Below are 13,150 nucleotides of genomic sequence, written 5' to 3' on the forward strand. Positions count from 1 at the left end.
TCACTCTGTCGTCGAGTGATCAGACCTTCTCTTATTGGTGGGGGGCGAGGATCAAACGCTCATCCTCTTTGAAAAAATGCTCATCGCAGTTGTTGCCTGTGCCACTGCGATCAACCACCAGGAAGTCATCCCGCTTTTCGATCGTCAGCACCGGGTGGTGCCAAACGCCGCGATGGTAATTAATGCCCTGCCTGCCGTTGGTGACGAAGGCGCGGACCAAGCCTGATACAGGTTCATCGCCAAGTGGCGCGACCACGATCAGAAAGGGGTTGCCGAGCAGCGGAATGAAAGCCTGGCTGCCCAGCGGGTGACGCTCCAGCATGCAGACGGTCAGCGGCATGTCCTGCGCGTCGGCGCGGAAGATGCTGATGATCGCCTTGTCCTCTGGCGTGGCGGTTTCGACCACAGCCAGTTTGTGAAAGCGCATGGTCGAACCATTGTTGATCATGAAGTGATCGCTGCCGTCGGTTTCGATCACGTCACCGAAAGGGGCGAAGGCTTCTTTGGTCAGCGGTTCAATCGTCAATGTGCGCATGCTGGTCTTCTTAGTCTTTATAATTTGATCGTTCCCACGCTCTGCGTGGGAACGCCGCCATGGACGCTCCGCGTCCACTGTGACGCGGAGCGTCACGGTATGCATTCCCACGCAGAGCGTGGGAACGATCGGGTGTTACTTCGCGACCTTGCCCAATACCCGCAGGCGGCTCACGCCCCCATCCGGGAACACGTTCAGGCGGATGTGGGTGATCGGGCCCAGCGCCTTGATCTGCTCGGCGAAGGTGTGTTCGGCGTGCATTTCCAGCTTCTGGCTTGGCAACAGTTCACGCCAGAACAGCGATTGGGTTTCGATCTGGCTGTCGGTGCCGCCCTTCACGAATGCACCCTGGATCGAACAGGTGTCCGGGTAGTTACCTTTGAAATGCAGGGTGTCGACGATGACTTTCTCGATCTCGCCGGCATGACCCAGCGCGACGATCACCCAGTCATTGCCCGGTGTACGACGACGTGCGGTTTCCCAGCCGTCGCCCATGTTGATGCCACGGCCCGGGTTGAGGATGTTGCTCATGCGGCCGAAGTGTTCGTCGGAGCAGGCCAGCGCACGGCCACCGTTCAGAGCTGCGGCCAGGTCGACCTGTTCGTTGTCGCCCACAGCTGACCAGTCGCGGAACGGAATGCCGTACACACGCAGACGGGCGACGCCGCCATCCGGGTAGATGTTGAAACGCAGGTGGCTGAACGCCTGGTCGTTGTTGATTTCATGGTAGTGGTGGCTGTTGCCTTGCAACTCGACGGCCGACAGCACTTCAGTCCACTGGGTGTTTTCGTCCGGCTCGCCCGAGGCCAGGAAGCAGGCTTCCAGGGAGGCCGACGGCGGGAAGTTGCCGGTGAAGAATGAAGTGTCGATGTCCACGCCTTTGATCGAGCCCGGTACGCCTAGGCGGATCACCGCGCTGTCGTAGCCTTCGAAGCGCTTGCGGCGCGACTCCCAGCCGTCCATCCACTTGCCGTTGTCATCGAACACGCCCTCCTTCCACACGGCCGGGGTCGGTTGGAACAGACGGTTGGCGTCTGCGAACCAGTCATCGGTGACCGAGATGATTTTGGTGCCCAGACGGGCGTCGGCCAGGTTGACGAACTTCTCGAAAGGTACGGCGTAAGCTTTCATTCTTCTTGTCTGCCTTTAAATAAGTTGGCTTGGGATGCTTGCAGGGCCCTGGATACTTTTCGCGTTTAAGAGCACTCGGGCCAGGCTCGCTTATAGGGTCAGTAATCGGAACAATGCGATCTTGTTGATCTGCGCCAGCGCGCATTTGAATTCGGTGTCGACCGAGTTGTGAATGCGCGTTTCGAACGCTGCGAGGATCTGATGCCGGTTGCTGCCTTTTACCGCCATGATGAAGGGAAACTTGAACTTGGCCTTGTAGGCGTCGTTCAGCTCGGTGAAGCGCTGGAACTCTTCGGCCGTGCATTGGTGAATACCCGCGCCAGACTGTTCTTCAGTGCTGGCTGCGGTAAGCTGGCCCTGGACGGCGGCTTTGCCGGCCAGGTCCGGGTGCGCGTTGATCAGGGCCAGTTGGCTTGCGTGATCAGCGCTCAACAGGATGTCGCTCATGCGCTGGTGCAGGGTTTCGATCTCGTCGATCGAAGCGTCCTGGCCCAGGTCGAAGGCCTTTTCGGCCACCCATGGCGAGTGTTCGTAGATGTCGGCGAAGGCGGCGACAAACGCGTCGCGGCCGAGGGTCGATGGCTTCAGGGTTTGGAAGTGGCTCATTTCGCGGCCCCTTGATACGGGTGGGTTTCGTGCCAGTGACGGGCGATGTCGACGCGACGGCTGAACCACACCTGTTCATGACTTTTAGCGTATTCGATAAAGCGTTTGAGCGAAGCCAGACGTGCCGGACGGCCGATCAGCCGGCAGTGCAGGCCGATCGACAACATTTTCGGAGCCTCGGCGCCTTCGGCGTACAGCACATCGAAGGCGTCTTTCAGGTACTCAAAGAAATCGTCGCCCTTGTTGAAACCCTGGACCTGGGTGAAGCGCATGTCGTTGGTGTCCAGGGTGTACGGGATCACCAAATGCGCCTTGCCGGTCGGGTTGTTCGGTTCCCAGTAGGGCAGGTCGTCGTCGTAGGTGTCACAGTCGTAGAGGAAACCGCCTTCTTCCATCACCAGCCTACGGGTGTTCGGGCCGGTGCGGCCGGTATACCAACCCAGTGGGCGCTCGCCGGTGATTTCGGTGAGGATGCGGATCGCTTCGAGCATGTGCTCGCGTTCCTGCGCTTCGTCCATGTATTGGTAGTCGATCCAGCGATAGCCGTGGCTGCAGATTTCGTGACCGGCATCGACCATCGCGCGGATCACGTCCGGGTGGCGCTGGGCGGCCATGGCCACGGCGAAGATGGTCAGCGGGATGTCGAATTCCTTGAACAGTTTCAGAATCCGCCAGACGCCGGCACGGCTGCCATACTCGTAGAGGGATTCCATGCTCATGTTGCGCTCGCCTTGCAGCGGCTGCGCCGAAACCATCTCCGAGAGGAAAGCTTCGGACTCTTTATCGCCGTGCAGGATATTGCGCTCGCCACCTTCCTCGTAGTTGAGCACGAAGGACAGCGCGATCCGGGCATTGCCCGGCCAGTGTGGGTGAGGAGGGTTACTGCCGTAACCGATCAGGTCGCGTGGATAGTCAGCGCTCACTGCAGTCTTCCTTCTTGTTCGTGTCGACTTATTCAAAGTCAGGGTGTGTGTGGCGGCCTGGCGATGAGAGGGCAGGCTGGCGTCACAGTGATGGAGTGATTGTATACAACTTTATATTCACTTTGTAAGCCTGATTTTTTGCATTTTTCACTGACTGCCCTCTTTGGAGAGTATTGCAAGAAACCTGCCTGACTGGTCAGCTAATGGATAAGAGGTCCTTTGATCTTATGGTTTGGCGCAAGATTCGCTGCCAAAGGCTGAATGACGGTGGTAGCGGTAAAAATGTCGTTTTTATTGTGTACAATTTTTTTGAAAAATGTCTTAATCAGTCGCTCGCCGCAGCTTTTCGTGCTCCGAAACGGTGCGGTCTCCTTTTCAACTGGCTTCGGGAGGCGCGAGGTCTGACTGCTCCACGCAGGCAGGCGCGCAGAATCAATGGGACGTTTGACTACACACGTTTTGGACGCTGCACACGGTTGCCCGGGCAGTTCGATCAAGGTCGAGTTGTACCGCGTTGAAGGTTCGCAGCTGGAATGGGTCGCCACTGCGCTCACCAACAGCGATGGCCGTGTCGATGCGCCGCTGCTGCAAGGCGATGACTATCGGTCCGGGGTCTATCAGCTTCAGTTTCACGCGGGTGATTACTACCGCGCCCGTGGGGTTCAGCTGCCTGAGCCTGCGTTCCTGGATGTGGTGGTGCTGCGTTTCGGCATCTCTGCGGAACAGGATCACTACCATGTGCCGTTGTTGATTTCGCCGTATAGCTATTCGACCTACAGAGGAAGCTAGGACTTTCCCCCCCAGTCCCCTTCTTCTCAAAAAAAGCTGCGCATAAGCTTCTTTGGTCTTTCGCCCGCTCACACTGCGGGCTTTTTTTTGCCCTGAGATATGTGGTGTTGCTGATGACGCCTTCGCGAGCAAGCCCGCTCCCACACTGGATCTTCTGCGTATACATTATTTGTGACCGGCAGAGATCAAATGTGGGAGCGGGCTTGCTCGCGAAGCTTTTGCTTTTAACGACTCAACAACGAAGCCGCGCCGGCACCACTGAACAACCCCGCACTCACCCGGTTAAACCAGCTCTGCCCCTTGCCGCTGCGCAGATACCGCGCGGCGCCGTGAGCACCCAGCCCATAAGCCAATTTGCACAGCAAATCCAGCACGGTCCAGGTGGCAATCATCACCAGCAACTGCGGCAAGAAGGGTTGCTCGGCACTCAAAAACTGCGGCAGGAAAGCGGCGAAGAACAAAATGTCTTTCGGATTGCTCGCGCCGAGCATGAACGCGCGCCCGAACAGTGCGCGAAAGCGCGGCACTGGTGCAGCCTGGGGCACTTCGGCGCCTTGGGTTGGCAGGCGCGATTGCTGCCAGCTCTGCCAGGCGAGATAAAACAGGTACAGCGCGCCGACGATTTTCAGGGCGCTGAACAGCTGTTCCGACGCCAGCAACAATGCGCCCAAGCCAAGCGCCGAAGCACTGAGCAGGCAGATCGACGCAATCACGCCGCCCAGAAACGCCGGGTAAGAACGGCGCAAACCGTAATTCAGACTGTTGCTGATCATTAGCAACGACAGTGGCCCCGGGATCAGGATCACCACCAGCGCAGCGCCGCTGAACAGCAGCCAGGTTTCCAGACTCATCACTTTCCTCCATTTGCACAAAAGCCTCACCCGACGGGGTGAGGCTGATTTGAAACACTGTTTTTGAAACGTAGACGGCTTACAAGAAAATGAACTTGGCGATGAAGATCGCGCAAAGCACCCACAGGCTGACGGAAATTTCCTTGTACTTACCGGTGCCGGCCTTCAGCGCCACATAAGTGATGAAGCCCAGCGCGATGCCGTCGGCGACCGAGAAGGTCAGCGGCATCATGATCGCGGTAACGATCGCCGGAATGCTGTCGGTCGCTTCGTCCCATTCGATATGCGCCATGCCGCCCATCATCAGCATCGCCACATAAATCAGTGCACCTGCGGTTGCATAAGCGGGGATCATGCCAGCCAGCGGGGCGAAAAACATTGCGGCAATAAATAGCACACCTACGGTCACGGCGGTAAGACCAGTCCGACCACCCGCTGCTACACCAGCGGCACTTTCCACATAGCTGGTGACTGGCGGAACACCGACCACCGCACCAAATACGCTGGAAGCACTGTCGGCTTTCATGGCGCGGGAAAGGTTTTCGATTCGGCCGTCAGCGTTCACCAGGTTGGCGCGCTGGGCGACGCCCATCAGTGTCCCGGCGGTGTCGAACATGTGTACGAAGAGGAAGGCCAGCACCACGCTGATCATGCTGACGTTGAATACGCCGGCGACATTCATGGCCATCCAGGTCGGTGCCAGGCTCGGCGGGGCAGACATGATGCCCTCGTAGTGCACCAGGCCCAGGCCCCAACCGGCCAGGGTCACGGTGATGATGCTGATGAGGATCGCGCCGAACACTTTGTGATAGCTGAGCACGGCAATCATCAGGAAGCAGATGGCCGCCAGCAGCGGGCCAGGCTCGCGCAGGGAACCAAGCTTGATCAGAGTGGCCGGGCTATCGACAACGATGCCAGCGGTTTTCAAACCGATCAGCCCCAGAAACAGGCCCACACCGGCGCCCATGGCAAAGCGCAAACTCACTGGAATGCTATTGAGCAGCCATTCGCGAATCCGGGAAAAGGTCAGGAACATGAACAACACACCGGAAACGAACACCGCACCGAGGGCGGTTTCCCAGTTGTAGCCCATGGTGCCGACCACGGTGTAAGTGAAGAACGCGTTCAAGCCCATGCCCGGCGCCAGGCCCACTGGCCAGTTGGCGTACAGGCCCATCAGCAGGCAACCCAGCGCGGCGGCGATGCATGTGGCGACGAACGCCGCCCCGTGATCGATGCCGGCATCGGCCATGATGTTCGGGTTGACGAAGATGATGTAGGCCATGGTGATGAAGGTTGTCAGACCGGCGATCAGCTCGGTCTTCACCGTGGTGCCGTGCAAGCTGAGTTTGAAGATGCGCTCCAGCCAGCCATTGCGTAATGGCGGCGAGAGTTCCAGCGTCGGGGCTTCGGATTTGCGGCTTTCCACAGCGAGTACTCCTCAAGAGTTTTATTGTTATTTCCAGGGCCGGACCCATGAGGGTGGCAGCGGCCCTTTGAGGCACTTGCGAATTTGTTGACCTCTTGGTCAGGAACTCGCACGAAGCGAATTATGCTTTTGTATACAAATAAAGCAAATAATGTTTTTGATTTTGTAGACGAAAAGTTTGTTGATCGGGATATATCGGCTATAGACGATCGTTCCCACGCTCTGCATGGGAATGCCGCCATGGACGCTCTGCGTCCGCCGTTGATGTGACGCAGAGCGTCACGGGATGCATTCCCACGCAGAGCGTGGGAACGATCAGCTTGGAAAGACCTGGGCTTTACCCAGCGCCAGATTCACCGCCAGCCACCCATTCACCGCCGTCTCCCCAGCCTCGGCAAACACCCGCTCCAGCAATTTCACCTGTTCGCGCCGCAGTGACTGCTCAAACCGCGCACCATCGTCGGTCAGTTCCAGCAGCCGCTTACGCTTGTCGGTCTCGGACGCGACGCTGTTCACCAAATGCATTTCCACCAATTGCCGCAGCGGAATGTTCAGCGCCTGCTTGCTCACGCCGAGCAACGCCAGCAACTCCTTGACGCTGAGGGCAGGGTAACGGGCGATGAAAAACACGATGCGTTGATGCACCCGGCTCAAGCCGCGACGCTCGAGCATTTCGTCGGCTTTGGCGGTGAACGCCTGGTAACCGAAGAAAAACGCTTCCATGGCTTGTTGCTGAGTGCTGGGGTTTTTAAGGTCAAGCATGTTGACGTATCCGCTCGGTCTGTCGTAATTTCGGTCAACCAGTTTGACTCATTTTCCTCAGGCCTCGCTACCGGTGACCCCATGGCTTTTTCCGAACGTGTCTCGCGCCTTAAAAGTTCTTTGATCCGTGAAATCCTCGCCGCCGCCCAGCGTCCGGAAGTGATGTCGTTCGCTGGCGGCTTGCCGGCCGAAGCCATGCTGCCGAAAGTCGAGTGGGCGGACATGCCGCTGTCCATGGGGCAATACGGCATGAGTGAAGGCGAACCGGCGCTGCGTGAGGCGCTGGCGGCCGAAGCCCGAGCGTTGGGCGTGCCGTGCGAGGCGAGTCAGGTGCTGGTGGTGAGCGGTTCCCAGCAAACCCTCGATCTGGCGGCCAAGCTCTATATCGACAAAGGCACCGAGATTCTGCTTGAGGCGCCGACCTACCTGGCGGCGTTGCAGATTTTTCAGCTGTTCGGCGCCGACTGCATCACCGTCCCGCTGGAAGCCGACGGCCCGAACCTGGCGCAATTGCGCAGTCGTCTGGAAATACACAAACCCGCGTTTACCTACCTGATTCCGACGTTTCAGAACCCGTCGGCGGTGCGCTACAGCGAGGCCAAGCGAGATGCAGTGGCGGCATTGCTCGACGAGTTCGGCGTGACCCTGATCGAAGACGAACCCTATCGCGAACTGACCTTCGACGGCGGCAGTGCCACGCCGATCGTCAGTCGCTTGAACAAGGCCAGCTGGATCTACACCGGCACCGTGTCGAAAACCCTGTTGCCGGGCTTGCGGGTTGGTTACCTGATCGCCAGTCCGGACCTGTTTCCGCACTTGTTGCGGCTCAAGCAATCGGCCGATCTGCACACCAACCGCATCGGGCAGTGGCAAGCGCTGCAATGGATCGGCACTGAGAAATACCAACAGCACTTGGGTGAGTTGCGGGACTTCTATCGGGTTCGTCGGGATGCGTTTCAGTCGGCATTGGAAACGCACTTTTCCGATCTGGCGGAGTGGAACGTGCCGCAGGGCGGGTTGTTTTTCTGGCTGACGCTCAAGCAGCCGCTGGATACCCGCACGCTGCTCAAGGCTGCGCTGGCGGCGGATGTGGCGTTTATGCCGGGCGAACCGTTTTTCCCAGAGCCGGACAAGAACCCCGGTCATCTGCGGCTGAACTTCAGCCATATCGACCCGGCGCGGCTGGACGAAGGGCTCAAGCGATTGGCTACGGTGGTGCGTCAGGCTCAGGCGGCGCAAGCGGCCTGAGGCTGTTGGTGGGAGAGGGGGTAGAAACGAATAAACCGGCCAGTCGGCCGGTTTATTTTTGTCTGGATTTTTGTGGTGATTGTGCCGGCCTCTTCGCGAGCAAGCCCGCTCCCACATTGGATCGATAGTGAACACAAAACCAATGTGGGAGCGGGCTTGCTCGCGAAGACGTCATCCATCACGCCACAAAACCATCAGGCAGCAGCAAACCGCTTATCCAGATAATCAATGATCACCTTGGATTCATACATCCAGGTGGTCTGGCCATTCTCTTCGATGCGCAGGCACGGCACCTTGATCTTGCCACCTTGCTCCAGCAGAGCCTGGCGATCCTGTTCGTTGTTCTTGGCATCGCGCAATGCCACCGGAACGTTCAGGCGGCGCAGGGTGCGGCGGGTTTTCACGCAGAACGGGCAGGCGTGGAACTGATACAGGGTCAGGTCCTTGGCGGCCGTTTCGACCTGAGCCTGAGCAGCGGCGGGGCGCTGCTTCTTGCCTGGACGAGTAATGAAATCAATGAAGATGATCAGTTGGCCGAGGCCGACACGAAGCGCTTTTACTAACACGGTACAAGCCTCACAGGAGCAAACAGAAGGCGCGCAGCTTACCTGATTTTTCACGGGCGAAAAAAAACCGGCGATCAGTGCCGGTTTTCTTCGTGCTGCGAGTTACTTGATCAGGCTGAGAAACTCGCTGCGGGTGGCCGCGTTTTCGCGGAACTCGCCGAGCATCACCGAGGTGATCATCGTCGAATTCTGTTTCTCTACACCGCGCATCATCATGCACATGTGCTTGGCCTCGATCACCACTGCAACGCCGATGGCGCCGGTGACTTGCTGGACCGCATCGGCGATCTGGCGGCTGAGATTTTCCTGGATCTGCAGGCGTCGGGCGTACATATCAACGATGCGCGCGACTTTCGACAGCCCCAGGACCTTGCCGCTCGGAATGTAGGCAACGTGCGCCTTACCGATGAACGGCAGCATGTGGTGCTCGCACAACGAGTAGAGCTCGATGTCCTTGACCAGCACCATCTCGCTGTTGTCGGAGCTGAACAAGGCACCGTTGGTGACCTCTTCCAGTGTCTGTTCATAACCGCGGCAGAGGTACTGCATGGCTTTGGCGGCACGTTTTGGCGTGTCGAGCAGGCCCTCGCGGGAGGCGTCCTCGCCCAATTGGCCGAGAATCTCGGTGTAATTCTGTTCCAGTGTCACAGAGGCTGATTCCATAAGGGTTTCAGAGGGGTACTGTTTCAGTCTGTACCAATTTTGTACCAACCCAGCTGTTTTCGAGCTTCCCGAGCTCACCCCAGTCGGTGCTGGAGTTTATCCATCGGGCGTAGGTCGATAGCAGCATCTGAACGCTATGACCGAGCTGAGTGGCAATAAATGCAGGGTTCATACCCGCCATGAGGCACATGGTAGCGTATGTGTGTCGGCAGTTGTATTGCCGGCGGGCGCGAAGCTGCAAATGGGTGAAGGAGAAACAGCCTTTCGATGCCAAGCGCTGTTTCGTCTGCCGGGCGAGTTAAGGTGATGACTCCCAGTCAAAAAGGGACTGGTGTGAGCCATAAAATCTGATTGGCGGCCGGCTGTCACCGCCTGAGTCTGTTACAACCGAATCGTCTGCCAAGTGAGTCCGTCGGCACTGGATGTGTTGGGCACTAGCCAACGTTCGATGACACGTTTTGGGCCCATTGGCGGCACCCAGCGTTTCTCGGGGGGAGTTGACTGCCAGAGCGGTGCAGGTGTTCTCACTACCGCTTGATCCACATGGCTGTCAGGCACGATTCGGTCGTAGCCAATGAAGAGGAAACGGGTTCGACGGGTTCAACCGATCAGGTGAGTTAAAGGGCAAACCCTGCGGTTGAACACTGCTGGCGCGGTGGCTTTTAACCTTGACTTAAGACCGGCGAATCGGCTTCAAACCTTTTCGGTCCGTCCAGCATGTCGATTTGGCAAAACATCGCAGCGGCGGGGAGGACCGCGGGGACCGGAACTCTGGGCCCCGCGGTGGCAGATCAGCTAGCCAACCCTGACAATCGGCCCGTCAGTTGCACCCGTAGTAATCGAAGAAGCAGCTTTGAAGGTGAGCGAGACATCGCTCACGGTAAAGGTTTCATTTTTGCGCCCGGTGTTCGCCATGGTGGCCCACCGGATTCGAGCGTATCCAGAAGTGGTGGCGGTACCTGAGTCTTGGGTCCCGTTATCAATCGGTCCACAAGTGAATACCATGGACTGTAGCCCCTGTGCCTGACCGGTGCTCCACCACCGCACATTCGCGATCGTGTTGTCGTCCTCTTTTACGTCATTGAGTTGGATAGTGAACGTCGCCGATTTGAGGTCAAGACCCGAGGTGTTCTTCACAACTGGAACGACTTTTGTGGATAGGTCCGTGAGGGGGGGGTAATAGTCCTGGCTGTTCAGATTGAGCATCACTGGGCTGGGCACATCCAAGGTAATCAGGATGCCACTCTGATTGAAGAGGGTGTAGGTTTGAACTGGCCCAAAGATGTCGTTCGAGATTTTTTCCTTGAGTGCTTCAGACATTTTAATTTCCTTTTTTTATCTGCGCTGAAATTCTAGAAAAGAATTTCTCCTTGTTGCGCGATCCCAACCTTGGAAACGCGCTGGGCAATTCTTGTTGGGAGAACTCACTCTGTCAAATGTTTGAATGCCTAATTCGTCAATTATTTATTTATGGCTAAAGGGAGGATAATTTGAATGACGTTTTCTTGATCCTAAGTGCCTGAGCTGAAACTAAAAGTGAAGAAGTTCGGGGCTTCGCCAAGGGTGATAGTTACCTACCAATGCAAAAAACGAGGTCATAGCTTCGCATGAAGAGTAGAAGTAAACTCTCTGGCATCAACGGTAGCGTATTTACCTTTACATTGGAGCCACGGGAAGAACATGAAGGCCTCAGGCCTGTCCGCTCCCGGCCAAGCCAAGCCAATCCGGTTAGCAAGGGCGGATTTCAGAAGCTATAGGTATCCGAAATATATAAAATAAGTGTTATTGCTATCGGCTATAAGCGGCTTGATTCTAAAGTCTGCAATAAGGCCCCGGGACACTTAGAAAACCGCTCTTATAACGTAGCGGGGTGGTTCCAGTGTCACAGAGGCTGATTCCATAGTTTCAGTGGGGTACTGTTTCTGTCTGTAGCAATTTTTTACCACTCCAGCTGTTTTCGAGCTTCCCGAGCTCACCCCAGTCGGTGCTGGAGTTGATCCATCGGGCGTAGGTCGATAGCAACATCTGAACGCTATGACCGAGTTGAGTGGCAATAAACGCAGGGTTCATACCCGCCATGAGGCACATGGTTGCGTAAGTGTGTCGGCAGTTGTATTGCCGGCGAGTGCGAATCCCCAATTCGGTCAGCGCAGCCTGGAAATGTTTGTCGGTCACACTCGATTGCTGGATGAACTCGAAGTTCTTGGTCGGCGGGAACACAAACGGCGACTTCGCTTGCTTGCGGCGGCTCTGCTGCGTGCGTTGCTTGGCCATGCGCTCGGCTTGTTCTATAGCGTGCAAAGCGCGACTGTTGAGCATGACCTGGCGGATAGTGCGGGTTTTGGTGCGCTCCTCGATCTTGTAGTCCGCGACGATCCGACACACGTTGACCAGGCGCTTCTCCTGGTCGACCTCCTCCCAGCGCAGCGCCGCCATTTCGCTCGGGCGCATGCCGGTATAGAAGGCGAACTCGAAGTACGCCGCGTAGATGCGCATCGAGTGGGTCAGGGTCTCGTACAGGTGAGCGATGATCTTATTGGCCTCATCCACCGTGAAGGGGTCAATCGGCTTCTTGGCTTTCGCCGGCAGTTCGATCGATTCAACCGGGTTGCGGTTGATCAGCCCGTCTTTCACCGCGGTGCCGAACACCGTGGTCAGGCGCTGGATCGCCGAGCGCTTCACACCCGGTGATGGCCATTCGGTGTTCGCTACCACCTTGCGCAGCATCACCGACGTGATGCTGTCGATGGGCAGCATTGCGAGGTAGGGCATCCAGTACAAATTGAGGGAACCTAGATAGTTCTTGCGCGTCCCGGCCACGATCTCGCGACTGTTAAGCCACTCCTGGGCGTACTCCCCGAAACGGGGAGTCGCCGAGTAGTTGGCGTAAGTGGAGTTGGGGAACAGTTCGGCATAGCGCTGATCATCCAGCACGCCATGCTTGATCAGGCTGGTTACGTGAGCGCGTAGGTCGGCGGCAGCCTTAATCCCCTTCGGCGTTTGGGGATAGGGGAGGGTTTCGCAACGGCGTTGCCCGTTCCAGGTGAAGCGAATACGGACGGACTGTCCAGCAAATTCAACTCCGGTGGGCAATCCCATTGGCTCTCGAGCCATGCTTCGTATCTCCTTAGGCTGTAGTAAATGCGACTGTCGATGGTGTTCCAGACCCCTTTGGGGATGACGCCTCTGGCGCGCTTGCCTTGCAACGCTCGGCGGGTGGTGCCGACCAGTTCGGCCATCTTGTCTTCCGGAATTTTGTCGATCTGGTAGGTCTGAGCGAGTGGTTCTGCTGAGTTGTCGAAGTGCGTATACCCCACAACAGGCTGCGCGGGCGGGCGATCCCAAGCGTTTAGCGTTGCATTGGATGTGGCTGCTTGGCGCAGCTTTTCGTGGGGTATAAGTGCTTCGGCAGTGGCGCTGATAGACGCAGTAATGCCTGCTGCTGCGCAGCAGAGACTCTTTGTTTTTTGTGCGTCGACGCCATTAGCGTGGCGGAGCAAAGCGGTCGATGCCTGGGTGGTATGCCGGTTCGTTTTCATGCCGCTTTCCTCCGGTGTTCGATAGCGAGTTGGTCCATCAGGCGCTGGTTGAATCGCTGTCATGTGGTGTGCTCCTGGTATCACTTGGCTGGTGGTGGCAGCCATTTG

The 13,150-nt window shown here is 57.4% G+C and carries 14 protein-coding genes and 1 pseudogene; 2 read left to right on the plus strand and 13 right to left on the minus strand.

Annotated features, from left to right (window positions below):
* Window positions 1-31: 31 nt before the first annotated feature.
* From AB7M29_RS12285 to puuE, 4 genes are all read right to left on the minus strand, one after another.
* On the minus strand, window positions 32-535 hold the full coding sequence (locus AB7M29_RS12285; RefSeq protein ID WP_052963640.1) for an ureidoglycolate lyase: 504 nt from the start codon (window positions 533-535) through the stop codon (window positions 32-34).
* Window positions 536-670: 135 nt separating this feature from the next.
* On the minus strand, window positions 671-1,666 hold the full coding sequence (gene alc, locus AB7M29_RS12290; RefSeq protein ID WP_030131652.1) for an allantoicase: 996 nt from the start codon (window positions 1,664-1,666) through the stop codon (window positions 671-673).
* 90 nt (window positions 1,667-1,756) lie between these two features.
* Window positions 1,757-2,272, minus strand: a complete 516-nt coding sequence (gene uraD / locus AB7M29_RS12295; RefSeq protein ID WP_454246917.1) for a 2-oxo-4-hydroxy-4-carboxy-5-ureidoimidazoline decarboxylase — start codon at window positions 2,270-2,272, stop codon at window positions 1,757-1,759.
* On the minus strand, window positions 2,269-3,195 hold the full coding sequence (gene puuE, locus AB7M29_RS12300) for an allantoinase PuuE (protein WP_201059443.1): 927 nt from the start codon (window positions 3,193-3,195) through the stop codon (window positions 2,269-2,271). The genes uraD and puuE overlap by 4 nt, the downstream gene beginning before the upstream one ends.
* A gap of 435 nt (window positions 3,196-3,630) precedes the next feature.
* Between puuE and uraH the strand changes: the two genes are divergently transcribed.
* Window positions 3,631-3,984, plus strand: a complete 354-nt coding sequence (gene uraH, locus AB7M29_RS12305; protein WP_217858025.1) for a hydroxyisourate hydrolase — start codon at window positions 3,631-3,633, stop codon at window positions 3,982-3,984.
* A 224-nt stretch (window positions 3,985-4,208) separates the two neighbouring features.
* Here uraH and AB7M29_RS12310 read toward each other — a convergent pair whose 3' ends face one another.
* From AB7M29_RS12310 to AB7M29_RS12320, 3 genes are all read right to left on the minus strand, one after another.
* Entirely contained in the window at window positions 4,209-4,835 is a 627-nt protein-coding gene (locus tag AB7M29_RS12310) for a LysE family translocator (protein ID WP_454246918.1), read from the minus strand.
* 79 nt (window positions 4,836-4,914) lie between these two features.
* Window positions 4,915-6,264 carry an NCS2 family permease gene (locus AB7M29_RS12315; RefSeq protein WP_008005650.1) on the minus strand — a complete coding sequence of 450 codons (1,350 nt, stop codon included), beginning with the start codon at window positions 6,262-6,264 and terminating at the stop codon, window positions 4,915-4,917.
* 315 nt (window positions 6,265-6,579) lie between these two features.
* Window positions 6,580-7,026: a MarR family winged helix-turn-helix transcriptional regulator gene (locus AB7M29_RS12320; RefSeq protein WP_217858023.1), complete on the minus strand. Its 447-nt coding sequence runs from the start codon at window positions 7,024-7,026 to the stop codon at window positions 6,580-6,582.
* An 81-nt stretch (window positions 7,027-7,107) separates the two neighbouring features.
* Between AB7M29_RS12320 and AB7M29_RS12325 the strand changes: the two genes are divergently transcribed.
* Window positions 7,108-8,274: an aminotransferase-like domain-containing protein gene (locus AB7M29_RS12325; RefSeq protein ID WP_454246919.1), complete on the plus strand. Its 1,167-nt coding sequence runs from the start codon at window positions 7,108-7,110 to the stop codon at window positions 8,272-8,274.
* 194 nt (window positions 8,275-8,468) lie between these two features.
* Here the strand turns inward: AB7M29_RS12325 and AB7M29_RS12330 are convergent, their stop codons facing one another.
* The 6 genes and pseudogenes from AB7M29_RS12330 to AB7M29_RS12355 all read right to left on the minus strand — a co-directional run bounded on the left by AB7M29_RS12330 (window position 8,469) and on the right by AB7M29_RS12355 (window position 13,105).
* The gene (locus AB7M29_RS12330; protein ID WP_454246920.1) at window positions 8,469-8,840 is read right to left on the minus strand and encodes a glutathione S-transferase N-terminal domain-containing protein; all 372 of its coding nucleotides are present in this window, start codon (window positions 8,838-8,840) and stop codon (window positions 8,469-8,471) included.
* Between the two features lie 102 nt (window positions 8,841-8,942).
* On the minus strand, window positions 8,943-9,488 hold the full coding sequence (folE, locus tag AB7M29_RS12335; RefSeq protein WP_052963648.1) for a GTP cyclohydrolase I FolE: 546 nt from the start codon (window positions 9,486-9,488) through the stop codon (window positions 8,943-8,945).
* A gap of 22 nt (window positions 9,489-9,510) precedes the next feature.
* Window positions 9,511-9,744 (minus strand): annotated as a pseudogene (locus AB7M29_RS12340) (site-specific integrase); the annotation flags it as partial.
* Window positions 9,745-10,298: 554 nt separating this feature from the next.
* A complete protein-coding gene (locus AB7M29_RS12345) occupies window positions 10,299-10,823 on the minus strand; it encodes a hypothetical protein (protein ID WP_454246921.1) in 525 nt (174 codons plus the stop codon).
* 585 nt (window positions 10,824-11,408) lie between these two features.
* Window positions 11,409-12,557, minus strand: coding sequence for a tyrosine-type recombinase/integrase (locus tag AB7M29_RS12350; protein WP_454248709.1), 1,149 nt, complete (start codon window positions 12,555-12,557; stop codon window positions 11,409-11,411).
* Window positions 12,458-13,105: a hypothetical protein gene (locus AB7M29_RS12355; RefSeq protein WP_454246922.1), complete on the minus strand. Its 648-nt coding sequence runs from the start codon at window positions 13,103-13,105 to the stop codon at window positions 12,458-12,460. Before AB7M29_RS12355 ends, AB7M29_RS12350 begins: the two co-directional genes overlap by 100 nt.
* Window positions 13,106-13,150: the final 45 nt, after the last annotated feature.

Source organism: Pseudomonas sp. F-14 TE3623 (assembly GCF_053629015.1).

Coding starts and splice junctions, on each gene's coding strand:
- AB7M29_RS12285 (WP_052963640.1), bottom strand. CDS start 535: ATGCGCACATTGACGATTGAACCGCTGACCAAAGAAGCCTTCGCCCCT.
- alc (WP_030131652.1), bottom strand. CDS start 1,666: ATGAAAGCTTACGCCGTACCTTTCGAGAAGTTCGTCAACCTGGCCGAC.
- uraD (WP_454246917.1), bottom strand. CDS start 2,272: ATGAGCCACTTCCAAACCCTGAAGCCATCGACCCTCGGCCGCGACGCG.
- uraH (WP_217858025.1), top strand. CDS start 3,631: ATGGGACGTTTGACTACACACGTTTTGGACGCTGCACACGGTTGCCCG.
- AB7M29_RS12310 (WP_454246918.1), bottom strand. CDS start 4,835: ATGAGTCTGGAAACCTGGCTGCTGTTCAGCGGCGCTGCGCTGGTGGTG.
- AB7M29_RS12320 (WP_217858023.1), bottom strand. CDS start 7,026: ATGCTTGACCTTAAAAACCCCAGCACTCAGCAACAAGCCATGGAAGCG.
- AB7M29_RS12325 (WP_454246919.1), top strand. CDS start 7,108: ATGGCTTTTTCCGAACGTGTCTCGCGCCTTAAAAGTTCTTTGATCCGT.
- AB7M29_RS12345 (WP_454246921.1), bottom strand. CDS start 10,823: ATGTCTGAAGCACTCAAGGAAAAAATCTCGAACGACATCTTTGGGCCA.
- AB7M29_RS12355 (WP_454246922.1), bottom strand. CDS start 13,105: ATGACAGCGATTCAACCAGCGCCTGATGGACCAACTCGCTATCGAACA.